This window comes from Plantactinospora sp. B5E13 (assembly GCF_039871775.1).
In the GTDB taxonomy this organism is placed as follows: domain Bacteria; phylum Actinomycetota; class Actinomycetes; order Mycobacteriales; family Micromonosporaceae; genus Plantactinospora.
The window spans coordinates 57974-83627 of sequence record NZ_JBDPLT010000005.1; the positions used below are offsets into that span (position 1 = coordinate 57974).

Consider the following 25654-nt stretch of genomic DNA (forward strand, 5'->3'; position numbering starts at 1 on the left):
CACCCGTAACCGGTGTCTGTTCGCGTCTGCGCTGGAACCATCTGAAAAAGGGGGCCGGGTATGTCGCCGAACGCCGAGGTCATCGATTTCCCCGCGGCCCGCCCGCAACGCGTGCTGATCCTCTCCTGGGAGTACCCGCCGGTGCTCGTCGGCGGCCTCGGCCGGCACGTGCACGCGCTGGCCACCTCGCTCGCCGCCGCCGGGCACCAGGTCACCGTCGTCACCCGGCACGACGAGGGCGCGCCGGTGGAGGCGTACCTCGACGGGGTGCACGTGCTGCGCGCACCCGAGGACCCGGTCGGTTTCCCGCTGGCGACCCCGAGCCTGCTCGCCTGGACCATGGCGTTCAACCACACCCTGACCCGCACGGCGCTGCGGGCCACCCGCAACCAGCGGTACGACGTGATCCACGCACACGACTGGCTGGTCGCGCACACCGCGATCAACCTCGCCGACCACCTGGACATCCCGCTGGTCACCACGATGCACGCCACCGAGGCGGGCCGGCACCAGGGCTGGCTGCCGGAGGAGATGAACCGGACCATCCACTCGGTGGAGCACTGGCTGAGCCAGGAGTCGCACCGGGTGATCACCTGCTCGGGTTACATGCGGGACCAGGTGGCCGCCCTGTTCGGGCTGCCCGCCGGGCACGTGGACGTGGTGCCGAACGGGGTCGACGACCGGGCCTGGGCCGCCCAGCCCCGGGCCGTCGCCGCCGCCCGCAAGCGGTTCGCCGGGGACGGCCCGCTGGTCGGCTTCGCCGGCCGGCTCGTCTACGAGAAGGGGGTGCAGCACCTGATGCACGCCGTACCCCGGCTGCGGGACCGACACCCCGGGCTGCGGGTGGTGATCGCCGGAGATGGGCCGTACCGGTCGGAACTGCAGGAGCAGGCGTCGCGGCTCGGGCTGGAGCCGACCGTACGGTTCGCCGGCTTCCTGACCGAACGGCAGCTGCCGGCGCTGCTCGCGGCCACCGACGCGACCGTGGTGCCGAGCCTCTACGAGCCGTTCGGCATGGTCGCCCTGGAGGCCGCCGCGGCCGGGGCGCCGCTCGCGGTCGCCGCCACCGGTGGGCTCGCCGAGATCGTCGAGCCGGGGGTCACCGGGGTCACCTTCCCGCACAGCGACCCGGAGGCGCTGGCCGGTGCCGTCGACTCGCTGCTCGGCGACGAGGTCTTCGCCCGCCGGGTGGCCCGCCGGGCCCGCACCATGGTCGCCGAACGGTACGGCTGGGCGAGCATCGCCGCCCGGACCGCCGCCGTGTACGCGAGTGTGGCGAACGCGGGGCCGGCACCGCGTACCCGGTCCGGTGCCGGGTCGGCGCGGATCGTCGTACCGGACGGGAACCTGTTCGCCCTCGACGGCGCCGCCTGCTGACCCCCGGTCCACCGACGGGTCTGGGGCCCGGCGGCGGGGTGAAGAGATTTCCGATCAGTGGGCGGAGCTGTGCCGACGCGTTGACGGGTGATGCGAAAGGCACAGTCCGCTCGCTATCGTGTACGGCGGGTAACAGAGGGGAACCGCCGGTGCAGCAGGTACGGATCGCGGACCGCTACCTGCTGCTGCACACCGTCGGCAGCGGCGGGATGGGCCGGGTCTGGCTGGCCACCGACGAGATGCTGCGCCGCCCGGTGGCGATGAAACAGGTGGTCCCGCCGGCCTGGATGACTCCCGACGAGCGTGCCGAGCTGTCGGTCCGGACCCTGCGCGAGGCGCGGACCGCCGCCCGGCTGAACCATCCCAACGTGGTACGGGTCTACGACGTCGTGCACTCCGCCGACTCCCCGTGGATCGTCATGGAGTACGTCCCCTCCCGCTCGGTGCAGCAGGTTCTCGACGCCGACGGCCCGCTCTCCCCCCGGCGGACCGCCGAGGTCGGCCTCGCCGTGCTCGCCGCGCTGCGCGCCGCGCACGCCTCCGGGGTGCTGCACCGCGACGTGAAGCCGCACAACGTGCTGATCGCCGACGACGGCCGGGTGGTGCTCACCGACTTCGGTCTCGCCACCGTGGACGGTGGTGACGGGGCACTGACCCGGGACGGTGTGGTCCTCGGCTCGCCGCAGTACGTCTCCCCGGAGCGGGCCGCCGACGGTTCCTCGACGGTGGAGTCGGATCTGTGGTCGCTCGGCGCCACCCTCTACGCGGCGGTGGAGGGGCGGTCGCCGTACAGCCGGCCGACCACGATGGCCACCCTCACCGCGTTGGCGGTGGCACCACCCGATCCGATGAGCCGGGCCGGTCCCCTCCGTCCGGTCCTGGCCGGGCTGCTCCGCCGCGACCCCCGACAGCGGCTCACCGCCGACGAGGTCGAACGGCTGCTGCGCCGGGTCGTCGATCCGCCACCGCCCCGGTCCGGCCGGCATCCGCTGGCCCTGGCCCGTTCCCTGACCCGCCGGACGGAGCCGCCGCCGGACGAACCGCCCACCGACCCGGACGGGCCCGCCACGCCGCCGGATCCCGCCGAGCGGCCACGACGCCGTCGTACCCCGAACCAGCGTCACCAGCCGGGGCCGCGCCCGTACCCGGATCCGCGGCACCAGCCGAACCAGCGACCGCCGGTCCCACCGCCCTCGATCGTGCCGCCGTCGGCCGTGTCACCGCCGAGCGTGCCGCCGAACCGGCGTGATCCGGATCAGCCGGGTCCGGACGACGGACGGGACCGGTCCGACCCGGCCGACCCGACCCGTCGGGCACAACCGACCCCGGCCGGGGGAAGCCCGGGGGACGCGGACCGGCCGCCACACCCGGAGCGACCGCATCCGGTGTCGGGACGACGCCGCACGCCGGACCGCGATGTGCCGGAGAACCCGTCGGCCGCTCCGACGCCGCCCACGGCTGGTGGTCCCGGCCCGTCGTCGCCCGGGAACGGCCGTCCCGGGCCGCCTGACCGGCCGGACGTGCCGGGACCGGCCGGCACCCCGACCTGGGTTGGGACGCCCGCCCGGGGCGACCCGGGGGCGCTGCCCGCCGGGGCCGGACGCCGGGACGGGATCTGGTCCGGTCGGCTGCCGTGGACCGGCGCCCGGCCCCGCCGCTTCTGGCGGATCCTGGCGCTGGCCCTGACCTGCACCGTGCTGGCCGCGCTCGGCGCCGGCCTGGCGGTACGGGCCCAGCGCGGCGGTGAGGCCCTTCCCGGGCCGACGAGTTCCCCGACACCGCCGGCCGGCCCGACCGGACCGGCGGCCTTCCCCTGTGGACGGCCGCCGGGGCAGAGCGTCGCGGTCACCTCGGCGCCCCGGCCGCCGGAGGAACGGTTCGGGTTGATCGAGAACTGGACCTGGTACACCGACCCGTCGGGTTTCCGGATCGCGGTGCCGATCGGTTGGCAGCGCTACACCGACGGCACCGTGGTCTGCTTCCGGGAGCCGGTCGACGGTACGGCCCGGCTGCTCAGCGTCGACCCGGCCACCCCGCCGACCCGCAACGCCGAGGCGTACTGGCGGGCGGAGGAGCACCGGCTGCTCGTCCGGGGTGTACTGACCGGCTACGAACAGGTGGAGATCGGGCCGCTCGACCTGCGGGAGGGCGGCGCGGTCTGGGAGTGCCGGTGGACCGATCCGCGCGGCGAACGGGTGCAGGCGGTCCGGATGCTGATCAACACCTCGAACCGGCGGGCGTACACCGTCTCCTGGTTGACCCGGGAATTCGACTGGGGGGTCAACCAGAGTTACCTGCGGATGCTGCAGACCAGCTTCCGCCCGTCGGCCTGACCGGCCCGACCCGGCGGGTGTCGCCACCACGACACGCCGGGCGGTCAGTGTGGATCTTCAGGTGATTGCCTGCCGCGCCGCCGTTTGACACAGTGACTCCGCAATGTGGGTGTTCCCTGGGGAGGATGCATAACGATGATGGGGCCATCCCATGCCCTGTCCGGCGCCGCCGTCTGGCTGGCCGGCTCGTGGGCGCTGGACCAGTTCGCCGGCTACGAGCAGTCGCCGTTGGCGATCGCCGTCGGCACCGCGGTCTGCGCGGGCGGGGCGCTCTTCCCCGACCTCGACATGTCCGGCAGGGTGACGGCGAACAAGGGCGGTTCGACGGTCGCGCGCTCGTTCGGCGTGGTCTCGCTCTTCATCGCGGAGGTGATGGAGAAGATCTCGCTCGGTGTCTACCACGCCACCCGGCTCAGCAAGGACCCGGACCGGGACAACGGGCACCGCACCCTGACCCACACCCTGCCGTTCGTCGGCCTGGTCACCTGGGGCACGATCGCGCTCTGCGCCTCCGGTGGCAAGTGGGCGGTGATGGGCGTCCTGTTCTTCATGATCGGGCTGGCGCTGCGGGGCCTCTTCGACGAGTGGGCCAAGCGGGCCGGCTGGGTGGTGGTGACCCTGCTGTCCGCGGCGGCGGCCTACTTCACCTACCTGCACCTGCCCAGCGACCGGGGCTATCCGATGATCGGAGTGGCGCTCGGCGTCGGCTGCCTGGTGCACATCCTCGGCGACATGATCACCCGGGCCGGGGTGCCGATCCTCTGGCCGATCCCGATCAAGCGCCGGATGTGGCGGATGATCGGTCTGCCCGACGCCATCTCCTTCCGGGCCGGCAGCAAGGTGGAGACCGTGGTACTGCGGATGGTCTTCACCGTGGTCGCGCTCGTCTCGGCGGCCGGTCTGGCCGGCACGTCCATCCTGCGCCGGTTCAACATCGAACTCTGACGAGGGTCCCGGTCGCCCGGGTCGGCACGCCGGAACCGGTGTGCCGACCCGGGCGACTGTCGTACCGGGACGTCATACCGGGGGACCCTACGGACCGCCCTCGACCGACGACCGCCGGCTGTTCCTGCTCCAGCAGCGGCTACTCAGGTCCGGCGGTCGAGAACGCGCATGACGTCCCCCGACCCACGCCGTTCAACTCGTCGAGGGTCAGCGGTTCGGCGGTCGCCTCGGGGCCGACCAGATCCGTCGGTGGGCGGCCGGACCGACCGGGGTGGGTCGCCGCGACGTCGGGTACGGCAACAGGCCCGGATCTCCGCCCCAGGCCAGCCGCGCCGACCGGTCCGGCCGGCGACGGCTGCGCCGGCTCACACCGCCACCCGCTGGGTGGGCACCGGCACGCTCAGCCCCCAGGCGGCGAGCAGTTCCGGGGTGTTGGCCCGGCTGCCGTCCGCGACGGTGTCGCAGGCGATGTCGACGATCTCGTCCTTGTGCGCCATCAGGTAGGGCCGGGCCCCGACGTCGGCGTTGGCCAGGGCGGCGATCCCGGCCCAGTGCCGCCGTCCGAAGAGCATCGGGTAGCCGCGCAACCCCTCGTAGGTGGCGCAGACCAGGGCCTCCGGGTACGGCAGCGCGGCGACCCGGCGTACCGCCGCGACGGTCAGTCCCGGCATGTCGACCGGCACCACGACCACCGCCTCGGTACGCGGGTCGGGCAGTGCGTCCAGACCGAGCCGGATCGACGATCCGATCCCGGTGCCCCAGGAGCGGTTGACCACCACGATCGCGTCGCCGAGGTCGGCGGTGGCCCGTACCTGTTCGGCCGCGGCCCCGAGGACCACGACGACCGGCCCGCACCCCGCCTCGCGCACGGTGTCGAGCACGTGGTTCACCAGCGGGCGTTCCCCCCGGTGCAGCAACGCCTCCGGGCCGCCGATCCGACGTCCCCCGCCCGCGGCGATGATCATTCCAGCGATCCGGCTCAGTTGCGTCACCTTCCGTCGGGGCGCACGACGCCCCGCCGCGCGCACATCGGCCGCGCGGCCCCTGCCGCGCGCACACCGGACCCAACGAACGGGCTTAAGCCGAGTATCGGCACTAAACGGACGAATTTGGAGCTTTGTGTTATCAGCTGTTGAATCAGGCCGCGTCCGCGTAACACTCCACGACCGAGACGTCCAGCGGGAACCGCACCGGCGTGTCGCCGAAGAGCAGCCGTCCGGCCTGGTCCGCCGCGTCGTGCACCAGGGCGGCCACCTGCTCCGCCTGGTCCGCCGGACAGTGCACCAGCACCTCGTCGTGCTGGAAGAAGACCAACTCGGCCGAGCCGTGCCCCAGGGCCGCGAGCCTGGTCCGCAGCAGCGCCAGCAGGCTCGACGCCCACTCCGCCGCCGTCGCCTGGACCACGAAGTTGCGGGTGAACCGCCCCCGGGCCCGCGCCGCCGCCCGGGCCCGGGGACCGAACGGGTCGACCTCGGCCACCTCGAGCACCGCCCCCTCCCCCTCCTCCGACTCCCGCACCGAGACCGAGGAGGGCGGGCAGGTACGTCCCAACCAGGACCGGACCAGACCGCCACCCTCACCGGTGCGGGCCGCCGCCTCGACGTACTCGAAGGCGGTCGGATAGCTGCGGCGCAACACCGCGAGCGCGGGGATCGCCGAGCCGCCGGTCTGCCCGTACATCGCGCCGAGCAGCGCCAGCTTGGCCCGGGCCCGGTCACCGCCGAAGCTGTCCCGGGCCAGTGCCGCGTACAGGTCACCGGAGGCGCCGGCGGCGGCGAACCGGGCGTCGCCGGAGACCGCCGCCAGCACCCGGGGCTCCAACTGGCCGGCGTCGGCGACCACCAACCGCCAGCCCGGGTCGGCCCGGACCGCCCGTCGGACCACCTTCGGGATCTGCAGCGCCCCGCCACCCCGGGTCGCCCACCGACCGGAGACCACCCCGGCCGGCACGTACTCCGGGCGGAACCGGCCCCCGGAGACCCACGCCTGCCGCCAGGCCCAGCCGTGCGCGGTCCAGATCCGGTAGAGCTCCTTGTATTCCAGGACCATCGGGACCGCCGGGTGGTCGACCGAGCGCACCACCCAGGACCGGGTGTTCGGCAGCTCGTGGCCGGCCCGGGCGAAGGCCCGGAGCAGTTCGGCCGGGGACTCCGGGTGCAGTTGTCGTACCCCGAAGGCCTCGGCGATCCCGGCGGCCAGCTCGACGAGTCGGCGCGGCGGCCCACCCACCGGTGACGGCTCACCGAGCAGCTCGACCAGGAGCGCGTCGTGCACGTCGGCCCGCCACGGCAGTCCGGCCGCACCCATCTCGACGGCGACCAGGGCCCCGGCGGACTCGGCGGCGACCAGCAGCCGGAACCGGCCGGGGTGTTCGGTCCCGGCGATCCGGGTCTGCTGGTCGGCGTAGACCCGGGCCAGCGCGTCGATCCCGACCGGCGGCGGTCCACCGACCACCTCGAAGAGCGCGCCCTGCTGGTCGCCGGGAGGCGCGGCGGCCCGGGCCGGCGGATCCGCCGGCACCGGCGCTCCGGTCAGCCGGGCCCAGGCGGCGGGCAGCCCGCGCGGTTCGCCCCAGCGCCCGGCGTGGCCCAGCAGCAGCGCCTCGGTCAGCTCGACGTCGTGGCAGCGCTCCACCCGGACACCGGCCCGGAGCAGTCCCGGATAACACCCGGCGGTCGACGCCCAGAGCCACCGGGGCTGGTCCCGACGTTCCCGCTCAGCGATCGCCGCGACCAGATCGGTGACCCGCTCGACCGGACCGGCCGGGCGGCCGTCCGGATGCAGTGGCCGGAGGGTGCCGCCACCCCCGTCTCCGTCGCCGTCCGCGACCACCGCCACCAGCACGCCAAGGATTCTGCCCGGACCGACCGACACTCCCGGTCGCCGGCGGCCGGACCGGGTTCCACACCACACCCGGCCCCGTGATCAGGCGACCGGGGCCGCCGGGAGGTCACCGTCCGTGCGCAGCCGGGCGTGCACGTGTACGTCGTGCCAGCCGTCCGCGTGCCGCAGCGCGCTGCGCATGGTCCCCTCGAGGGCGTACCCGCTCTTGTCGGCGACCCGGCACGACGCGGCGTTCGCGACCGAGTGCAGCAGACCCAGTCGGTGCAGCCCCAGTGTGATGAAGCACCAGGCGGTGAGGGCCCGGACCGACCGTCCGGCGACCCCGGCGCCCCGGGCCTCCGGCAGCACCCAGTACGACAGCTCCGCCGACGCCTCGAAGAGCGAGATCATCCGCAGGCCGACCTGACCGAGCGGCCGGTCCCGTTCGTCCACCACCGCCCAACTGGCGTCGGTGCCGTTGCGCCACCGGCGGGCCCAGCCGGCGATCCAGTCCCGCGCCTCGGCGTCGCCGTCGATCCGGCGTACGTGCCAGCGTTGGATGACCGGACAGCCGAACGCGGCCCGTACGGTGCCGGCGTCCTCCGGGCGCCACGGGCGCAGCAGCAGCCCGTCGCCGGTGTCGAGGTGGGGCTGGGCGATCGTGGCGAGGAGGTCACCGGGGAGGGCGGGAGTGACGAGCAGCGGCACTCCCCCATCCTTCCGGGCGCCCGAACGCGCCGGTCCGGCGGCCCCGCCCCATCCGCCCGGTCCAGCGGCCCCGGCCCGCTCACCCGGGCCGCCGCCCGGCCTACTTCACCGCGCCGGCGGTGAGGCCGGACTGGATCTGCCGCTGGAAGATGGCGTACACGATGATCATCGGCAGGATCGCCATGCTCAGCGCCGCGAACAGCCCGGACCAGTCCGCCTCGTAGCCGGCGTTCACCGAGATGTCGGCGATGCCCTGGGTGAGCACCCACTTGTCCTCGGTACCGCTGGGCAGCAGCACCAGCGGGAGCTGGTACTGCGCCCACTGGCCGATGATGTTGAAGATCCCGACGCTGATGATGCCGGGCTTGGCCATCGGAAGCATGACCCGGAAGAACAGCCGGGTGTGTCCGCAGCCGTCGATCATGCCGGCCTCGGCGACCGAGCTGGGCAGCGTCTTGAAGAACGCGGCCAGGAAGAAGATCGTGAACGGCAGCGAGTACGCGATGTAGACCAGCACCAGACCGGTGTGCGTACCGAGCAGACCGAGGTTGTCCACCACAAAAAAGAGCGGGACCAGGGCCAGGAAGACCGGAAACGCCAGCCCGGAAACGAACAGGTAGTAGAAGAACCGGTTGCCGATGAACCGGTACCGGGCCAGCACGTACGCGGCCATCGAACCGAGCAGCATGGTGCCGAAGGTGCTGGCGGCCACCACGATCACACTGTTGACGAAGTAACGGCCGACCCGGGCCTCGGTCCAGGCCCGGCCCCAGTTCTCCCAGCGCAGCTCGCCCGGCAGCGTCCACGGACTACCGAAGATCTCCGTGGTGTTCTTGAACGAGGCGAGAAAGGTCCAGAGAATCGGGGCGATGACGATCACCGCCCACACCACCAGGGCCACGTGGCCCAGGCTGGAAAAGAATCCCACCTCGGACCTGTCCCGGCGCCGCCTGGCCCTGGTGTTCCCGGCCGTCGGTGCCGGCGTGGCCCCGGGCTCGCTCGCCGGGCGGTCGGTCTTTTCTGTCGTCGTCATCTGCGGCCCCATGTCAGTACTCGACGCTTTCCCGCTTGGACACCCGCAGCGTCAGCGCCGCGAACGTGAGGGTCAGGAAAAAGAGCGCCACGCCCATCGCGGACGCATAGCCGTACCGGCTGTAGACGAAGGCGTTGCGGTAGATCTCCATCGCCAGCACGGTGGTCGCGCCGTCCGGACCACCGCTGTCCACCGAGAGCACCGCGACGATGGCGAACGCGTCGAACGCCGCGATGCCGAGGTAGACCCAGGCCACCTGCAGGGTGTCCCAGAGCAGCGGGATCGTCACCCGGAAGAACATGGTGAACCGGCTGGCCCCGTCGAGTTCGGCCGCCTCGTAGATCTCCGCCGGAATCGACGCCATGCCGGCCGAGAAGAGCACCACGTAGAACCCGACCGCCTGCCAGACCAGCACCCCGATGATCGACCAGAGGGCCAGGTTCGGGTTGATCAGGAACAAGACCGGGTCGAGCCCGAGCTTCACCAGGACACCGTTGATCAGACCGGACTCGTCCGGCCGGTAGACCATCTGGAACAGCACGGCGATGATCGCCACCGCCAGGACCTGGGGGAAGAAGAAGGCCACCCGGTAGAAGGCGGATCCCCGGACCCCGACCCGCTGCCCGCCCTTGCTGCCGCCGCCCACGTTGAGCATGAAGGCGAAGAACAGGGCGATGATGATGGTGATCAGCGGCAGGGCAAGCAGCAGGACCAGATGGTGCTGGACCGCCTTCCAGAAGACCTCGTCGTTCCAGAGACGCTGGAAGTTGGCGAAGCCAACCCACTTCGGCGTGCCGATGCCCCTCCAGTCCGTCATCGCGATCTGGAACGCCTGGGCGTACGGGCCAATCACGAAGACCGAGTACACGAGCACCGGCAGCGCCAGAAACGAGGCGACGAACCCGTACTTGCTCAACGTGACGGACAGATGCTTGCCCTGCCGCATGATCACTTTGCTCCGATCGACTAGCGCGTGAACTTCGCGACGCTGCTGTCGCTCTTGATGGCGTCGGCCCGCTTCTGGATCCGCTCGGCCCACTGCTCGGCCGAGGCGCGACCGAACATCAGCTCGTTGGTGGCGGTCCGGGCCTCAGTGTCCAGCTCCTTGTACCAGTTGTCGAACATCATGTTGAAGACGTTCGCCCCGGCCGCCTTCAGTGCGGCCTGCGAGCTGGCCACACCCGGCGGGAACTGGTAGCCCTCGCTGCCGGCCGGCACCACGGTCGCCGCACCGACGGTCTCGGTGAAGCCCCGGGCACCCGCCTTGGAGAGCATCTGGCGCATGTACTCCATGCCGCCGCGCGGGTTCTTGCTCTTGGCCGAGACGAAGTAGCCCTCGCCGGCCGCCGCACGGATCGCCCCGGCCGGCAGCTTGTCCGCGGCGGTCAGGCTCGGCACCGGCATGATCTGGTACTCGAAGCCGGCCGGCGTGTTGCTCTTCTGCTCGTTCTCCAGCCAGTCACCGCTGGGGTAGAAGGCGACCTTGTACTGGTTCTGCCGCAGCTGCACGTCGGTGTGCTTGAGCCCCTCGAAGCTCTTGTCCGAGAAGTTCTTGCCGATCTCGGCCCAGGCCCGGGCGGCCTGCAGCACCGGCTCGGCGGTCCAGGCGCCCGGCTGCAGGTTGTCGATGTTCTTCAGCACGTCCGGGCCGCCGACCTTGGCCGCCTGGGAGAGGATGACGTTCCACTGGTAGTAGGCGGCGTTCGCCCCGGCGTAGCCGTACGGGGTGATGCCCTTGGACTTGATCTGCTCGCAGAGCGCGGTGAACTGCTCCCAGGTGGTGGGGGCGGTCCAGCCGTTGTCCTTGAACAGCTTGCCGGAGTACCAGATGCCGTACACGGTCGAGACGTAGTACAGGACGTACGGCTTACGTCCACCGTCCGGGGTGTTGAACGAGCCCTGCTCGATGACGCCGGGGATGACGGTGTCCCGGACCTTCTTGCTCGGGTCGTCGACCGACGGCGCGTCCCAGAGCTCGGTCAGGTCCTGCATCTGGCCGTCGGCGACCAGGGCGCCGAAGTCGAGGAACTTCTCACCCGAGTTGTTGACGAACTCCGGCGGGTTGCCCGAGGCGAACCGCGGCTGCAGCACGGTGGAGACCGCCTGGGTCGCCTGGTGGTTGATCTTCGCCTTGGGGAACGCCGTCGCGTACAGCTTCTCGTGCACGTCGGTGGCGTACTTGTCGCCGTAGCCGCCGTTGAAGATCACGACCTCCAGTTCGGCGTCCTCCTTGACGCCCAGCGGGTTGGTCGCGCTCTTCTCGCCGGTGGCCTGTTCGCCGCCGTCGCCGCTGTCGCCGCCGGTGGCGCAGGCGCTCAGCAGCCCGGCGGCCGGGGTGACGAGCAGGCCGACGGCGGCGGCCCGACGCAGCACGGTACGACGGGAGGCGCTGAGCGCACCCGGCAGGTCCGGTCCGGAGGTGGCCGACGGGTCAATGTGCGCCGACGGGGTGTCGGGGGTTGCGGACATCTTCATCTCCTCGGTTGAGAGTCGGGTCGGGCCGGTCGGAGAAACTCCGGTCGGCCCGGACCGGCCAGCGGTGCGGGTGCTCGTCCCCGGCCGGCGCCGGGAAGGGTTCCCGGTGCCGGGGTCGGGACGATCGGGTCGGAGGCGGATGGGGGATCCTCCGGCCCGACGGGGCCGTCGGGCGCACCGGCGACCAGCGCCGGCTCGACACGACGGACGGTGACCCGTGGCGGCGTCACGGTCGTGTCTCCCTCGCCGCCTTGTGCCCACCCACCGCCCGGGCGGTCCGCTGGAACGCGGCGTGGGCCCGGTCGTGGGTTCGCTGGGCGACGGCGATGTAGAGCAGGTCGAGGACAACAAGCTGCGGGTGCCGGGCGGAGAGCGCGTCCGGCCGGAAGGTCGTCGCCTGGCTCGCGGTGAGCAGGACGATGTCGGCGAGTTCGGCCAGTGGGGACCGGGGGAACCCGGTGAGCGCCACCGTGGTCGCCCCGTGGCTGCCCGCCTCGGCGAGGGTCTCGATCGTCTCGCGGGTCTGGCCGGTGTGGGAGATGCCGAGCGCCACGTCGCCCGCCCGGAGCAGGGCGGCCGAGGCAAGCCCCTCGTGCACGTCGTTCCAGGCCCACGCGGCGACCCCGATGCGGTGCAGGCTGAACTGCATCTCCTCGCCGACCAGCGCGCTGCCGCTGGCGCCGAAGATGTTGACCCGCTCGGCCCGGGCGATGGCCTCGGCGGCCCGTTCGACCTCGGTCAGGTCGAGCAGGGTGGCGGTGTCGTGCATGGCCTGGGTGTCGGCGGCGATGATCTGGCCGAGGACGCGTTCCAGCGGGTCGGTCGGCTGGATCTCCCGTCCGATGTCGACGGTCCAGCCGGCGGTGTGCGCCCGGCCGGTCTCGGCGGCGATGCCGAGCCGGAGGTCGGCGTAACCCTCGAAGCCCATCGCCCGGCAGAACCGGGTGACGGTGGCCGGCGAGGTCCCGCTGCGTTCGGCGAGTTCGACGATGGTGGCCCGGGCCGCCGCGGCGGGATCGCTGAGCACCTGCTCGGCGACCCGGCGCAGGGCGCCGGTGAACTCGGTCAGCCGGGACCGTACCCGGACCAGGACACTGTCCGCCGGGGAGAGCCCGGCGGCGGCCCGCAGGTCGCGCTCGGCATCCACCACCGCGGTGCCCGCGACGGCGTCCGCCTCGTGCTCGACCATGGGCACGCCTTTCCGAAAAGGAAGTTAACTGTTAGTGGTAAAAGTTCTTACTGAAACCCCCTCCTTGTCAAGACGATGAGTGAAGTTTTCAAACTGTTACCTGACCCGCGCTGCCGCGCCCCGGCCGGATCTTGCCCGGCACGGCCGCACCGAGCAGCATGGATGCCGGTCGACGAACGCGGCGCCGGAGAGTGGACGGAGTCCACGCGACAGAAAGGTGGTTGCCGGTCATGTCCGACGGCATCGTGGTGGGACTCGACGTCGGTGGCACCTCGACCCGGGCCACGGTGGTCTCGCTGTCCGGGGAACGGCTCGGCAGCGGACGGGCCGGCGGCGGCAACCCGACCAGCCACGGCGCCGAGCAGGCCGCCGAACAGCTCCGGATGGCGCTGACCGACGCCCTCGCCGACATCGACCCGGGACTGGTCTGGGCCGGCGTCATCGGGCTGGCCGGAGCGGGCCGGCTGTCCGCCGATCCGGCGGGCCGGCTCGCCTTCGCCCGGGTCTGGCAGGAGGTCGGCCTGCGCTGCGAGTACGAGATCGTCGGCGACGCCCTCGTCGCGTACGCCTCCGCCACCGCCGAGCCGGACGGCACGATCCTGATCGCCGGCACCGGCGCGATCGCCGCCGAGGTGCGTGACCTGACCCTGGACCGGGTCGCCGACGGACACGGCTGGCTGCTCGGCGACGCCGGCAGCGGCTTCTGGGTCGGCCGGGAGGCCGTCCGGCAGGCGCTGGCCGATCTCGACCGGCACCGGCCCCCCGGGCCGCTCTCCACCCTCGTGCTGACCGAACTGCTCGGCTCGGCGGAGGTCGCCACGCGGCCCCGGGACACCGTCGACGCCCTGGTGCAGGAGGTGACCCGGCGGCCCGCCGTCGAACTGGCCGCGCTCGCCCCGCTGGTCATCAAGGCCAGCGTCGCCGGTGACCCGGCCGCCACCGCGATCCTCGACGAGGCCGCCCGGCTGCTCGCCGCCAACGTGGACCGGATCCGGCCGGCGGACGCGCGTACGCCGATCGTGCTCGGCGGCGGGCTGTTCTTCGTCGACACGCCGCTGGTGCACACCCTGCGTTCGGCCCTGACGGCACGCTGGCCGGACGCGCCACTGCGGTACGTCCACGACGACGGTGCGCTCGGCGCCGCCTGGCTGGCCGCCCGACGCCTGCCCGAGGTGACCGACCCGGTCGAACTGCACCGCCGGCTGCTCAACCCGTTCGACGACTGATCGCGGTACCGGCCCGTCGACCCCGGCCCGCACTGCCACAGTTCGGCTACTTGAGCTGCCCGGCGGTCAGGCCTGACTGGATCTGCCGCTGGAAGACCACGTAGACGGCGAGCACCGGCAGCATGCCGAGGGTGAGTCCGGCGAACAGTCCGCTGAAGTCACCCTGGTAGCCCTGGCTGACCGCCAGCGCGGCCAACCCCTGGGCGAGCACCCACTTCGACTCGTCGCCCTGCATCAGCACCTGCGGCAGGATGAACTGGTTCCACTGGCTGAGGAAGTTGAAGATCGCCACACTGATCAGTCCCGGTCGCGCCATCGGCAGCATCACCTGGAAGAAGAGCCGGAAGTGGCCACAGCCGTCGATCAACCCGGCCTCGGCGACCGAGGTCGGCAGGGTACGGAAGAACGCGGTCAGGAAGAAGACCGTGAACGGCAGCGAGTAGGCCGCGTAGACCAGGATCAGCCCGGTCCAGCTGTTGAACAGCCCCGCGTCGCGGACCACGAAGAAGAGCGGGACCAGGGCGAGGAAGACCGGGAACATCATCCCGCCGACGAACAGGTAGTAGAAGACCTGCCGCCCCCGGAACTCGAACCGGGCGAAGACGTACGCGGCGGTGGCGCCGAGCAGCATGGTCAGGGTCAGCGAGCCGGCCACCACCACCGCGCTGTTGAAGAAGTACTGGCCGATCCGGGCCTCGGTCCAGGCCCGCGCCCAGTTCTCCAGGCGTAGCGCGCCCGGCAGTCCCCACGGGTCGGCCAGGATCTCCGCGTCGCTCTTGAACGAGCTGACCACCACCCAGAGCAGCGGCAGCGTGGTCAGCAGCGCCCAGAGCAGCAGGAAGCCGTGCGAGAAGACGTTCAGTACGCCGAGGTCACGCCGGGGTGCCCGGTCGCCGGACCGGGCCCGGTCGGCACGGTCGTCGGCGGGTACGGCCGGGGCGGAGGTGTCCACGGTGGTCACGAGTACTCGATCCGTTCACGTCGGGCGGCCCGCAGCGCCAGCACCGCCACCGACAGGGTCAGGAAGAACATCACCACGCCGATCGCCGAGGCGTACCCGAACTTGGTCTCGCTGCCGAAGGCGGTGTTGTACATCCGCAGGCCGATCACGTCCGAGGAGTGGTTCGGGCCGCCGTCGGTCATCTGCTGGATCAGGATGAAACCGTCCAGCGCGGCGATGGCCAGGTAGATCCAGGCGACCTGGACGGTGTCCCAGAGCAGCGGGATGGTGACCTTGCGCAGGGTGGTCCACCGGGACGCCCCGTCGAGCATCACCGCCTCGTAGATGTCCCTGGGAATGGCCTGCATGGCGGCGCCGAAGAGCACCACGTAGAAGCCGACGCTGCTCCAGACCATCACCGCCAGCACCGCCCAGAACGCGGTCCGCGGGTCGCCGAGCCAGGTCGGGGCGGGCAGCCCGATCCCGCGCAACGTGGCGTTGAGCAGGCCGTTGTTCGGGTGGTAGACCTCCTTCCAGAGCAGCGCGATGATCACCACCGAGAGGACCTGCGGGAAGAAGTAGACCAGCCGGTACACCGAGGAGCCGCGTACCCCGACCACCCCGGCCCGGCCGCGCCGACCGCCGGTGTTGAGCATCGTGGCGAAGAAGAGGCCGAGCACGATGGTGAGGACCGGCAACAGCACCAGCAGGATCGCGTTGTTCTTCACCGCGTTCCACAGGTAGCCGTCGCGGACCAGGGTCGCGAAGTTGTCCAACCCGACGAAGTTGATGTCGGACGAGTAGCCGAGCCAGTCGGTGCCGGCGATCGGGAACGCCTGCAGGTACGGCCAGAGGACGAAGAGTCCGTACAGCAGCAGCGGCGGCACCAGGAAGGTGATGATCAGCGGGTACTTGCCATGTTTCACGAGACCGACATCCTGCCCACTCCACGCGGGATCACTCCCGCGACACTCGCGCGCCGGGGGTCGGCCCGGACCCGGACCGACCCCCGGCGCCCTGCCCCGACTAGGCCCGCTTGTACTTCTTGATGCTGCTGTCGGCGGCGATCTGGTCGGCGCCCTTCTGACAGGCCTCGAGGAAGTCCGCCGGCGTGCTGCGGCCGCTGAAGAACTCGCCGCAGGCCGCGTCGACGAGTTCGCGCTCCAGCTTCCGGTAGTAGTTGTTGTAGACCCAGTTGAACCCGTTGGCGCCGGAGGCGTCCAGAGCCTTGACCACGCTGCTCAGCCCGAACGGCAGCTCGACGCCCTGGGTGGAGCCGGCGACCACGGTCAGGCTGGAGACCCGCCGGGTGAAGTCCTGGGCGCCCTTCATCGAGAGCATCGTCCGGAAGTAGTCCAGCCCGCCGGCCCGGTTCTTCGCCTTGGCCGGCACCATGAACGGCTCGCCGGCGGTGCCCCGGAGCGCCTCGAACGGCAGCTTGTCACCGCTGCCGAGGCTGGGTGTCGGCGCCACCGACATGTTGAATCCGGGCGGGGTGACGTTCTTCTGCTCGCTCTCCAGCCAGGACCCGCAGGAGATGAAGGCGGCCTTGCCCTGGCACCAGGCGGTCTGCGACTGGACGTGGTCCAGGCCGGGCGAGCCGGAGAGGATGTAGCCGTCCTTGACGATCTGGTACCAGGCGTCGGCCGCCGCCTTCATCGCCTCGGACTTCCAGGCGTTCGGCTCCAGGTTGTCGATCGCCTTCGCCACGTCCGGGCCACCGAACTTGACCGCGGTCGCGATCACCGGCCAACTCATGTAGCGGGGGTGCTTGCCGGCGTACGTCCAGGGCGCGATGCCGGCGGCCTTGATCTCCCGGCAGAGCGCGATGTGGTCGTCCCAGGTCTTCGGGTACGCCCAACCGCGGTCGGCGAAGAGCTTGGTCGAGTACCAGATGCCGTAGACGGTGTAGGTGTAGTTCAGGACCAGGAACCTGCCGTCGTACGAGCCGACGTCGACCGCGCCCGGCAGCAGGGTCTGCCGGACGGTCTTGCCGGGGATGTCGAGGCTCGGCGCGTCGAGCAGTTCGCCGAGGTCGGCGAGGGCATTCTGGGAGACGAGGCCGTTGAAGTCGATCTGACCCGCGCCGGAGTTGTTGACCACGTCGGGTGGGGTGCCGTCGACGAAGCGCGGCTGCAGGGTCTTGTTGATCTCCTGGGTGGCGGAGTGCTTGATCTGCGCCTTTGGATATCTCTCGGTGTACATCGCCTCGTGGGACTTGGCATACTCCTCTCCGAAGCCACCGTTGAAAATGACCACTTCGAGCGGCGCGTCCTCCTTCACCCCCAGTGGATTCTGCTCGCTCTTGGTCCCCACATAGGTCTCGCCGCCGCTCTCCTCGTCGCCGCCGCCACCGAGGGCGCAACCGGTCAGCAGGCCGGTGGCGGGGGCGGCCAGCAGACCGGCCGCCGCCGTACGACGCAGGATCTCACGCCTGTTCATAGCTTCTCCTCGGATCCGGTTCAGGTGGACGCCGCGACCGGTGGAGGCGACGCCCGCCATCGAGGCACGGGGTCTTGCACGGCTGCTCTTCTTGCTGAGTTGCCTGTCTCACAGAGTTGCTTGTCTTCACTTCACGGGAAGTTATTGAAGGATTCTTACGGAAGTGGGTGCCGGCAGCAAGCCCCGACGACCGAACCGTTACTGACCGGCAACCGGCCAGGGAGAATGCCGCCGCCTGCGGGGATCTGCCGGATAACCCCGCCACCGCCCCGGTCGGATCGATAGCCTGGCCGCATGCGCCGCCTGCGGGAACTCGCCGGCCGCACGCCCGCCCGCCGGGAGCGCTACGTCGACCTGCTCCGCGCGGTGGCGATCACCATGGTGGTGCTCGGCCACTGGCTGATCGCCGTCATCGACCACGACCCGGAAGGGGACCTGCGCGGCCATTCCGCGCTGGAGACGCTCGTCGCGGCCCGCCCCGGCACCTGGCTGTTCCAGGTCCTGCCGCTGTTCTTCCTGGTCGGCGGCTACGCCAACGCCGCCTCGCTCGAGTCGCACCGACGACGCGGCGGCGACGCCGGCGAGTGGCTGCGCGACCGCAGCGGACGGCTACTCCGGCCCACCACGGTGCTGCTGGTGCTGCTCGCCGCCACCGGCCTGCTGGCCCGGCTGCTCGGCGTCGAGCCGGTCCAGATCCGCACCGTGGTCTGGTACACCACCATCCCGCTCTGGTTCCTCTCCGCGTACCTGTGCGTGGTCCTGTTGGCCCCGGTCATGTACGCCCTGCACCGGCGCTTCGGCCTCGCCGTACCGGTGGTGCTGCTGCTCCTGCTCACCCTCGGTGACCTGGGTCGACTGCTCTCGGCGGGCTGGCTGTCGTACGGGAACTACCTGTTCGGCTGGCTCGCCCTGCACCAGGTCGGGTTCGCCTGGCGTACCGGGTCGCTGCCGATGCGACCCCGGGTCGGGCTGCCACTGCTGGTGGTCGGCCTGGTCGGGGTGCCGCTGCTGACCGTGCTCGGCCCGTACCCGATCAGCATGATCAACCAGCCGGACCAGCGGATCCAGAACATGTCCCCGCCGAGCCTCGCCCTGCTCGCCCTGGCCACCGCCCAACTCGGCCTGATCATGCTGCTCCGGGGCCCGGCCGAGCGCTGGCTGCACCGCCCCCGGCCGTGGACCGCCGTGGTCGCGGTGAACGCGGTGGTCCTGACCATCTTCCTCTGGCACCTCACCGCGGTGATCCTGCTGGCCGGCCTGCTCGACGCCCTCGGTGTGCTGCCCACCCCGCCGGTCGGCAGCACCGCCTGGTGGCTCTGGCGGATCGCCTGGCTGGCCGCGCTGAGCGTGGTACTGGCGCTCCTGGTCGGGGTCTTCGGCCGGATCGAGATCCGCGGCTCCCGCCGGGCCACGCACCGGCCGGGCTGGCTGCCGACCGGGCTGGCCCGGTTCCTCACCCGGCCACCGGTCCGACTGGTCCTGATCCTGCTCGGCTTCGGCGCGACCGTGGTCGGCCTGTTCAGCAACAGCGTGGCCGCCAGGTCGGGCGCCTATCCACTGGGCCTGCCGACCGGTGCCCTGGTCAGCTACCTCGCCGGCGCCGCCCTGCTCCGACTGCTCCGGTCCGTGCCCAGCGCAGGCGAACCCGGCCCGGGACAGCCGGGCAGTGCCGGCCCGGGCCGTCCGGGCGGCGGGCACGGCCGGTCGGGCTGAACCCGGGGTGACCGCCACAGCGCCGTCCCACGCCCCCGGCCCGGCCCGTCGACCCAGACAAACTGCCCACGCCGCGCCGCGCGTCACGATCGTCGCGGCCTACTATGGCGTGTGACCAACGGACAGTTCCAGCGGTTGGAGAGCTTCTCCTTCCCCGCCCACTCGTTCGACCCGCAGACCGGCCAGGTGTCCCTCGACTACACGCTGACCGGCCCGGACGGCGAGCTGCGGTTCACCGAGACGATCACGCTGCCGGTGCCGCCGGCGCCGCCGTCGGCACAGACCCGCCAGACCCTCGACCGGGTCCTGGAACTGCTGCACCTGGTCGCCGGGGTCAGCTACTACAAGGCCGCCGCGCCGCCCCGGCTGCTCCTGCCGGCGCCGCTGGGCGAGGCCGCGACCGCGCTGGTCACCGCCGTCTACACCAAGGGCCTCGCCGAGTACGCCTACCGCAACCAGCTGCCGCACGTCCTGGAACTGGCGCCCACCGTGCCGCCCGGCCGACCCGCCGAACCGGTCGCGGTCGACAACTCCGACCGACGGCCGCTCTCCACCGTCGGCGGCGGCAAGGACTCGATCGTCAGCCTGGAGGCGCTGCGCCGGGCCGGCCTCGACCCGGTGCCGTTCTCGGTCAACCCGAACCACATCATCACCTCGGTCTTCGACGCCTCCGAGCTGACCCCGCTGACCGCCCGGCGCCGGATCGACCCGGAGCTGATCGCGCTGAACGCGGCCGGCGCCCGGAACGGGCACATTCCGGTCACCGCGATCAACTCGCTGATCGCCGTCGCCACCGCCGTCCTGCACGGGCTGGGTCCGGTGGTGATGGCGAACGAGCGTTCCGCCTCCGACCCGAACCTGATCTGGAACGGTCACGAGGTCAACCACCAATGGTCCAAGGGGGTCGAGGCGGAGGGACTGCTCCGGGCGGCGCTGGCCGGGCACGCCGGGCTGGCCGAGCCGTACTTCTCGCTGCTGCGGCCGCTGTCGGAACTGCACATCGCCCGGCTGTTCGCCCGGTTCACCCGGTACGACGACGTCGTCACCAGCTGCAACGCCGCGTTCAAGCTGCACGACCCGAGCGCGCGGTGGTGCGCGGACTGCCCCAAGTGCCGGTTCATCTTCCTGGCGCTGGCCCCGTTCATGCCCCGGGAGCGACTCGTCCGGATCTTCGGCGCCGACCTGCTCGCCGACCCGGCGCAGACCCCCGGCTATCTCGACCTGCTCGGCATCGACGGCCACAAGCCGTTCGAGTGCGTCGGCGAGGTGGAGGAGTCGGTGGTCGCGCTCGGACTGGTCGCCGAGCACCCCGACTGGCGGGACGCGGCCGTGGTCCGGACCCTGCTGGCGGCGGTGCCGGCCGAGGCGTGGACGGCGGCGAACTCCACCGACGTCTTCACCCCGGCCGGCCCGCACTTCGTGCCGCCGACGTACGCCAAGGCACTCACCGCGATCTCCTGACCGCCCCCGGGGGCGCGGGACGCCGACCGGCTCAGCCGTCCCGTACCGCGTCCAGGGCGAGCAGCGCGACGTGCAGCGAGAGACAGTCGTCGACCGAGTCCAGGTCCACGTGCAGGATGCGGGAGATCCGGGCCAGCCGTTCGTAGAACGCCGGACGGGACAGGTGGGCGGCGGTGGCGGCGGCCGACTTGTTCCGCCCGCTCTCCAGATAACCGCGCAGCGTGCCGAGCAACTGCTCCCGGGGGTGCTCGGCGTCGTACGCCAGCAGTGGGCCGAGTTCCCGCTCGACGAAGGTCTGCAGCCTCGGCTCCTCCCGGAGCAGGTGCAGCAGCCCGGCCAGCCCCACCTGGGGAAGCCGGAACACCCGCAGGTCCCGCCGGCCCCGGCGGGCCGCGTCGGCGACCTGCCGGGCCTCGAGCAGCGAGCGTCGCGCCTCCCGCAGGTCGGCCACCCCGGAACCGGCGGCCACGATCACCGCCCCCGCCGACCGGGCCGCCGCCGGGGTCGGACCCGCGCCCTCGCGTACCCGGTCCAGGGTCGGACCCGCGCCGTCGCGTACCCGGTCCAGCGCGGTCGCGAAGGCGGCCAGCGCGGCGTCCTCGTCGCCCGGGCCGCGCAGCGCCAGCAACACTCCGACCGCCTGGTCGTCCAGGGTGCTCGACAGGCCGGACAGCTCCGCGTCCCGGACCGCCTGGCTGACCGCCTCTGCCAGGTCACTCAGCCGGGCCTGGTGGGCCGGGGTCGGCCCCGGTTCATCGGCACGGAACCGGACCACCACCCCTACCAGGTGCCGCCGATCCAGCGGAACCCCGAGCGCCCGGGCCCGCAGCGCGACCTCGTCCACCGGCCGGCTGTGGTCGAGCAGTGCGGTGAGCAGGTTTCGGTGGATCTGCCGTTCCAGCCCCTCGGCGTCGCGCCGGATCAGCCGGCCCAGCGCCAGGGTCGAGGCGGCCCGCTCGACCAGGATGGTCAGCCGGTTCGGCGGGGTCGGGGCACCGGTCGACAGGTCGCCCGGCCAGCGCAGCAGCAACCTGCCCCAGTCCTGTCCCCGGGCGCCGACCATGGTGACCAGCCAGCCCACGTCCGGGTCGTACGCCGTCCGGCCGACCTGCCGGATCCGCCGGGAGTGCTGCTCCCAGCCGCGCAGCAGCAGGTCGGCGCTCTGCCCGGCGGTGGCGTAGCCGAGCACCTGCCGGGAGAGGTTCTCCAGCACCACCGGGCAGCCGGCCAGCTCGGCGGCCTGCCGGACCACCTCGGCCGGTTCCGCCCCCTCCACGGACAGCTCGGTGAACCGCTGGTGGATCTCCTCGGTGGCCCGCAGCTCGGTGAGCTGGGCGTCGACGATGAGCGCGTGCACCGCCTCGGTGATCGGGACGAACGGCGTCACCCGGCACAGCTCGACCAGCGGCAGGCCGCGCCGCTCGGCCGCCGCCACCATGCTCTTCGGCACCGTGCCCGAGTACCGCCGACCCAGCTCGACCATCAGCCCGGAGACGCCGGCGTCGGCCAGTTCGTCGATGAAGGCGCGCAGCCCGGGGTCGTCGGCGGGCAGTCCGATGCCGGTGGTGAGGACCAGTTCGCCGCCGCTGAGCAGGGCGGCGATGTCCGGGACCTCGGCGGCGTGCACCCACCGGACCAGCCGGTCGAGCCCGCCCGCCCCGGCGACCACCCGGGGTCCGCCGTGCCGGACCGGATCGAGGGCCAACACCTCACGCACGGTCGGAAACACGCGGTCGACGGTACCGCCCCCGGCCCGACCGCCGACGGGCGCGACCAGCGGCGCCGCGTTGCGGACCGGGTTTGCTGACCGGGCCGGACCGGATCAGGCGCCGCCGTGCGCAGCGGGCCGGGCCGGATCAGGCGGACGTCTCCGCGCGGAGCTGCCGGAAGAACGTCCGTATGTCGGCGACCAGCAGGTCGGGTACCTCCATCGCGGCGAAGTGCCCGCCCCGGTCGAACTCCGTCCACCGCACGCCGCCCGAACGGCAACCGCCTCACAGCGGGTCGTCGCGACCCAGCTCCCAGAAGGCGACCGCTGCGGCGGCGGCCACGTTCAACGAATCCACTCCGCGCCGCATCGGGAGGACCACCCGTACGTCGCTGGCGGCCTGGGCTGCGGCGGTGAGGCCCGGCCCCTCGGCCCCGAGCAGCAACGCCGCCCGCTCCCGCTGCGCCGGGGTGAGCCGCTGCATCGGTACGGCGTCCGGGGCGGGCGTCATCGCGAGGACCGTGAAGCCGGCGTCCCGTACCTGGTCCAGGCCCTCAGGCCACCGCTCGAACTTGGCGTACGGCACCGCGAACACCTCGCCCATGCTGACCCGTACGCTGCGCCGGTAGAGCGGATCGGCGCAGGTCGGCGAGAGCAGCACCGCGTCTATGCCGAGCGCCGCAGCCCCTCTGTAGATCGCTCCGAGGTTGGTGTGGTTGTTCACGTCCTCCAGCACCGCCACCCGGCGGGCGTCGGCCAGCACCTGCGCCGGGCTCGGCAGCTCCCGGCGGTGGAACGAGGCGAGGACGCCCCGGTGCACGTGGAAGCCGGTCGCCTGTTCCAGCACCGACTGGCTGGCGGCGTAGACCGGTGCGCCGCCGGTCGGTAGGTCCGTGAGCTGGTCGACCCGCTTGGCGTCGACCAGGAAGGAACGCGGCCGGTAGCCGGCCCGCAGCGCCCGGCGCAGCACCAGCTCGCCCTCGGCGATGAACAGTCCGTGCGGCGGCTCCCACCGGGTACGCAGCTCGACGTCGGTCAGCGCCCGATAGTCGGCGATCCGTGGGGCGTCCGGGTCGGTGATCTCCTCGACGACAACACCGGACGGGTCAGTGGTCTGGTCGGTCTGGTCAGCGGGCACGTCCCGATTCTCCTCCGGGCCCGATCTTCGTGATCGGCCGGGACGAGACCACGCGACACGTAGGATATCTCCTACCATTGACTGGCAGGAGATGTCCTACCTATGATCCACCCATGACGATCAGCCGAATCCAACTGCTCTCCCTGCCGGTGACCGACCAGGACCGGGCCCGGGACTTCTACGTCGACGTTCTCGGGTTCGACCTGCTCGGCGACAACCCGATGGGCCCCGACCGACGGTGGGTGCAGGTCGCCCCGAAGGGCGCCGACACCTCGATCACCCTGGTCACCTGGTTCGACGCCATGCCGCCCGGCTCGGTCAGGGGCCTCGTCCTGGAGACCGACGACCTCGACGGCGACGTCACCGAACTGACCCGCCGGGGCGTACGGATCCAGGGCGGCGTCCAGGAGGCGCCCTGGGGCCGGTTCGTCACCTTCGACGACCCCGACGGCAACGGCATCGTGCTCCAGGCGACCACCGCAGATGTCTGAGGTCGACGTCTTCGCCGCGCTGGCCAACCCGACCCGGCGGCAGCTGCTCGGCCTGCTCCTGGCCCACGAGAGTCGTCCGGTCCAGGAGTTGGCGGAGCACTTCGACATGCGCCGCCCGAGCCTGTCCGAACACCTGAAGGTCCTCAAGGACGCCGGGCTGGTGGTCGAACGCCGGGTCGGTCGGCAGCGGCGGTACTCGCTGCGCCCGGAACCGCTGCGCGACGTGGCGCAGTGGCTGACGCCGTACGAGCGGTTCTGGCGGGAGAAGCTCACCAACCTGCGTGACCTGCTCGATGCCGAGAGGAGCGACGATGACCACTGACCAGGGTGTGATCCGGGTCGACCAGTACCTCGGGCATCCACCCGCCCGGGTCTGGCGCGCCCTCACCGACCCCGAGCTGTTGGCCCGCTGGTTCATGCCGAACGACTTCAAGCCGGTGCCGGGACACCGGTTCACCTTCCGCACCAACCCAAGGCCGGACCAGGGCTTCGACGGCGTCGTGCACTGCGAGGTCCTCGACCTCGATCCGGAGCGACGACTGCGGCTGGCCTGGCGTGGTGCAACCCTGGACAGCACGGTCAGCTGGACGTTGGCCGCCGAGGGGCGGGGAACCCGCCTCTTCGTCGAACACTCCGGCTTCGACCCGGACGACCCGGACCACCGGCGGACCTTCGCCATCATGTCCGGCGGCTGGCGTTCCCACGTACTCCGCCGGTTGGCCGCGACGCTCGACACGACAGCGGAGACCGGATTGACACCCCACCCACGGTCAGGAGGTGGCGGGTGAGGTGACCACCGCCACCCCGTCCCCGGCGGGTACGGTTGCCGCCACCGCGCCGGGGCGACTCGCCCTGGTCAGGCGGGCCCGCGCGGTCGACGGCAGCAGGCGGCCTGCCCGCCAGCCCACCCCGACCCCGGCGGCGAGCAGGACCACCGCGCCGAGGCTGTGCAGCGCGGCGGCCACCATCCCGCCGACGCCGAGCATCGGTGCCGCGATCATCACCATGACCCCGTCGCCCCGGCTGAAGACACCGGACCGGAACAGGGCCAGTCCGGTCAGTCCCCAACCGAGGGAGTAGAGCGCGCCGCCGATGACCGCGATGACCCGGCCGGACGTACCGAAGGTCGCCGAGTCGTCGGGGAGACCGCCGAACGGCAGCAGCAGCATCGTCCCGGCGATCCCGACCAGCAGCCCGGCGGTGGCGAGCAGCCGGGTCCGGGCGGCGACCAGCAGACCGGTGAGCGCCAGCGCGGCGAGCACGCCGAGCCAGAGCGCGCCGATCCAGCCGAGCAAGTGCGCCGGTCGGCCCTGGGCCAGGAACGGGGCGTCGCCGGCACCGACCAGGGTCACCGAACCGTACACAATGGCGTAACCGGGCAGGATCCAGACGGCACGGCGGGCGGCCCGGCGTACCGACCAGGCCCAGGTCGCGTTGCTGGCGGGGCGACCGGGGGTGCGCTCGTACCCGAACCGCATCAGGGTGAATCCGCCGTACGGCCAGCGACCCGAGAACCGGTCGACCTGGTAGCCGATCGCCGTCCCGCCGCCGGTCACGACCGGTTCGGTCTTTCTCGGCCGCTTCGGCCGCTTTGCCGCGACGTTGGTTGTTTCGGAGGGGTTTTCCGGACCGGCGGTACGCTCTGCCGGTTT

22 protein-coding genes are annotated in these 25654 nt (G+C 72.0%); 9 read left to right on the forward strand and 13 right to left on the reverse strand.

The genetic code is table 11. The features are described from left to right. The first annotated feature begins 60 nt into the window (after nt 1–60). The 3 genes from ABGB05_RS06665 to ABGB05_RS06675 all read left to right on the forward strand — a co-directional run bounded on the left by ABGB05_RS06665 (nt 61) and on the right by ABGB05_RS06675 (nt 4655). Nucleotides 61–1377: a glycosyltransferase family 4 protein gene (locus ABGB05_RS06665; RefSeq protein ID WP_347652294.1), complete on the forward strand. Its 1317-nt coding sequence runs from the start codon at nt 61–63 to the stop codon at nt 1375–1377. 149 nt (nt 1378–1526) lie between these two features. Then, on the forward strand, nt 1527–3710 hold the full coding sequence (locus ABGB05_RS06670; RefSeq protein ID WP_347652295.1) for a protein kinase: 2184 nt from the start codon (nt 1527–1529) through the stop codon (nt 3708–3710). Between the two features lie 135 nt (nt 3711–3845). Further along, nucleotides 3846–4655 carry a metal-dependent hydrolase gene (locus tag ABGB05_RS06675; RefSeq protein ID WP_347652296.1) on the forward strand — a complete coding sequence of 270 codons (810 nt, stop codon included), beginning with the start codon at nt 3846–3848 and terminating at the stop codon, nt 4653–4655. A 365-nt stretch (nt 4656–5020) separates the two neighbouring features. Here the strand turns inward: ABGB05_RS06675 and ABGB05_RS06680 are convergent, their stop codons facing one another. The 7 genes from ABGB05_RS06680 to ABGB05_RS06710 form a co-directional block, all read right to left on the reverse strand. Further along, complete coding sequence (locus tag ABGB05_RS06680) at nt 5021–5620, reverse strand: nucleotidyltransferase family protein (protein WP_347652297.1); 600 nt, start codon at nt 5618–5620, stop codon at nt 5021–5023. 172 nt (nt 5621–5792) lie between these two features. Next, nucleotides 5793–7499, reverse strand: coding sequence for a bifunctional 3'-5' exonuclease/DNA polymerase (locus ABGB05_RS06685; protein ID WP_347652298.1), 1707 nt, complete (start codon nt 7497–7499; stop codon nt 5793–5795). 81 nt (nt 7500–7580) lie between these two features. Then, complete coding sequence (locus ABGB05_RS06690) at nt 7581–8186, reverse strand: GNAT family N-acetyltransferase (RefSeq protein WP_347652299.1); 606 nt, start codon at nt 8184–8186, stop codon at nt 7581–7583. Between the two features lie 100 nt (nt 8187–8286). Continuing rightward, on the reverse strand, nt 8287–9114 hold the full coding sequence (locus ABGB05_RS06695; RefSeq protein ID WP_347652447.1) for a carbohydrate ABC transporter permease: 828 nt from the start codon (nt 9112–9114) through the stop codon (nt 8287–8289). A 118-nt stretch (nt 9115–9232) separates the two neighbouring features. Next, the gene (locus ABGB05_RS06700; RefSeq protein ID WP_347652300.1) at nt 9233–10165 is read right to left on the reverse strand and encodes a sugar ABC transporter permease; all 933 of its coding nucleotides are present in this window, start codon (nt 10163–10165) and stop codon (nt 9233–9235) included. 20 nt (nt 10166–10185) lie between these two features. Next, entirely contained in the window at nt 10186–11688 is a 1503-nt protein-coding gene (ngcE, locus tag ABGB05_RS06705; RefSeq protein ID WP_347652301.1) for an N-acetylglucosamine/diacetylchitobiose ABC transporter substrate-binding protein, read from the reverse strand. 232 nt (nt 11689–11920) lie between these two features. Next, complete coding sequence (locus tag ABGB05_RS06710; RefSeq protein ID WP_347652302.1) at nt 11921–12883, reverse strand: MurR/RpiR family transcriptional regulator; 963 nt, start codon at nt 12881–12883, stop codon at nt 11921–11923. Between the two features lie 230 nt (nt 12884–13113). Here ABGB05_RS06710 and ABGB05_RS06715 point away from each other — a divergent pair, with 230 nt between their 5' ends. After that, entirely contained in the window at nt 13114–14109 is a 996-nt protein-coding gene (locus ABGB05_RS06715) for a BadF/BadG/BcrA/BcrD ATPase family protein (RefSeq protein WP_347652303.1), read from the forward strand. 46 nt (nt 14110–14155) lie between these two features. Here the strand turns inward: ABGB05_RS06715 and ABGB05_RS06720 are convergent, their stop codons facing one another. The 3 genes from ABGB05_RS06720 to ngcE (ABGB05_RS06730) all read right to left on the reverse strand — a co-directional run bounded on the left by ABGB05_RS06720 (nt 14156) and on the right by ngcE (ABGB05_RS06730) (nt 17491). After that, entirely contained in the window at nt 14156–14971 is an 816-nt protein-coding gene (locus ABGB05_RS06720; RefSeq protein WP_347652448.1) for a carbohydrate ABC transporter permease, read from the reverse strand. Nucleotides 14972–15066: 95 nt separating this feature from the next. Then, nucleotides 15067–15975 carry a sugar ABC transporter permease gene (locus tag ABGB05_RS06725; protein WP_347652304.1) on the reverse strand — a complete coding sequence of 303 codons (909 nt, stop codon included), beginning with the start codon at nt 15973–15975 and terminating at the stop codon, nt 15067–15069. A gap of 100 nt (nt 15976–16075) precedes the next feature. Beyond that, nucleotides 16076–17491: an N-acetylglucosamine/diacetylchitobiose ABC transporter substrate-binding protein gene (gene ngcE / locus ABGB05_RS06730; RefSeq protein WP_347652305.1), complete on the reverse strand. Its 1416-nt coding sequence runs from the start codon at nt 17489–17491 to the stop codon at nt 16076–16078. A gap of 294 nt (nt 17492–17785) precedes the next feature. Between ngcE (ABGB05_RS06730) and ABGB05_RS06735 the strand changes: the two genes are divergently transcribed. Together ABGB05_RS06735 and ABGB05_RS06740 are read left to right on the forward strand one after the other, a co-directional pair. Continuing rightward, nucleotides 17786–19204 (forward strand): acyltransferase, encoded by a 1419-nt coding sequence (locus ABGB05_RS06735; protein WP_347652306.1) that lies wholly within the window; start codon nt 17786–17788, stop codon nt 19202–19204. A 111-nt stretch (nt 19205–19315) separates the two neighbouring features. Then, nucleotides 19316–20665, forward strand: a complete 1350-nt coding sequence (locus ABGB05_RS06740) for a hypothetical protein (RefSeq protein ID WP_347652307.1) — start codon at nt 19316–19318, stop codon at nt 20663–20665. 31 nt (nt 20666–20696) lie between these two features. Here the strand turns inward: ABGB05_RS06740 and ABGB05_RS06745 are convergent, their stop codons facing one another. Next, on the reverse strand, nt 20697–22394 hold the full coding sequence (locus ABGB05_RS06745; RefSeq protein WP_347652308.1) for a PucR family transcriptional regulator ligand-binding domain-containing protein: 1698 nt from the start codon (nt 22392–22394) through the stop codon (nt 20697–20699). Nucleotides 22395–22659: 265 nt separating this feature from the next. Continuing rightward, nucleotides 22660–23511, reverse strand: coding sequence for an RNA methyltransferase (locus ABGB05_RS06750; protein ID WP_347652309.1), 852 nt, complete (start codon nt 23509–23511; stop codon nt 22660–22662). 113 nt (nt 23512–23624) lie between these two features. On the opposite strand from ABGB05_RS06750, the gene ABGB05_RS06755 reads away from it, so the two are divergent. The 3 genes from ABGB05_RS06755 to ABGB05_RS06765 are packed head-to-tail and all read left to right on the forward strand — an operon-like array spanning nt 23625 to nt 24790. After that, nucleotides 23625–24002, forward strand: coding sequence for a glyoxalase superfamily protein (locus ABGB05_RS06755; protein ID WP_347652310.1), 378 nt, complete (start codon nt 23625–23627; stop codon nt 24000–24002). After that, nucleotides 23995–24324, forward strand: coding sequence for a metalloregulator ArsR/SmtB family transcription factor (locus tag ABGB05_RS06760; RefSeq protein WP_347652311.1), 330 nt, complete (start codon nt 23995–23997; stop codon nt 24322–24324). Before ABGB05_RS06755 ends, ABGB05_RS06760 begins: the two co-directional genes overlap by 8 nt. Further along, the gene (locus tag ABGB05_RS06765; RefSeq protein WP_347652312.1) at nt 24314–24790 is read left to right on the forward strand and encodes an SRPBCC domain-containing protein; all 477 of its coding nucleotides are present in this window, start codon (nt 24314–24316) and stop codon (nt 24788–24790) included. Before ABGB05_RS06760 ends, ABGB05_RS06765 begins: the two co-directional genes overlap by 11 nt. On the opposite strand, the gene ABGB05_RS06770 is transcribed toward ABGB05_RS06765, so the two are convergent. Next, nucleotides 24773–25558 (reverse strand): hypothetical protein, encoded by a 786-nt coding sequence (locus ABGB05_RS06770; RefSeq protein ID WP_347652313.1) that lies wholly within the window; start codon nt 25556–25558, stop codon nt 24773–24775. The two genes, ABGB05_RS06765 and ABGB05_RS06770, sit on opposite strands and share 18 nt — an antisense overlap. Between the last annotated feature and the right edge of the window lie 96 nt (nt 25559–25654).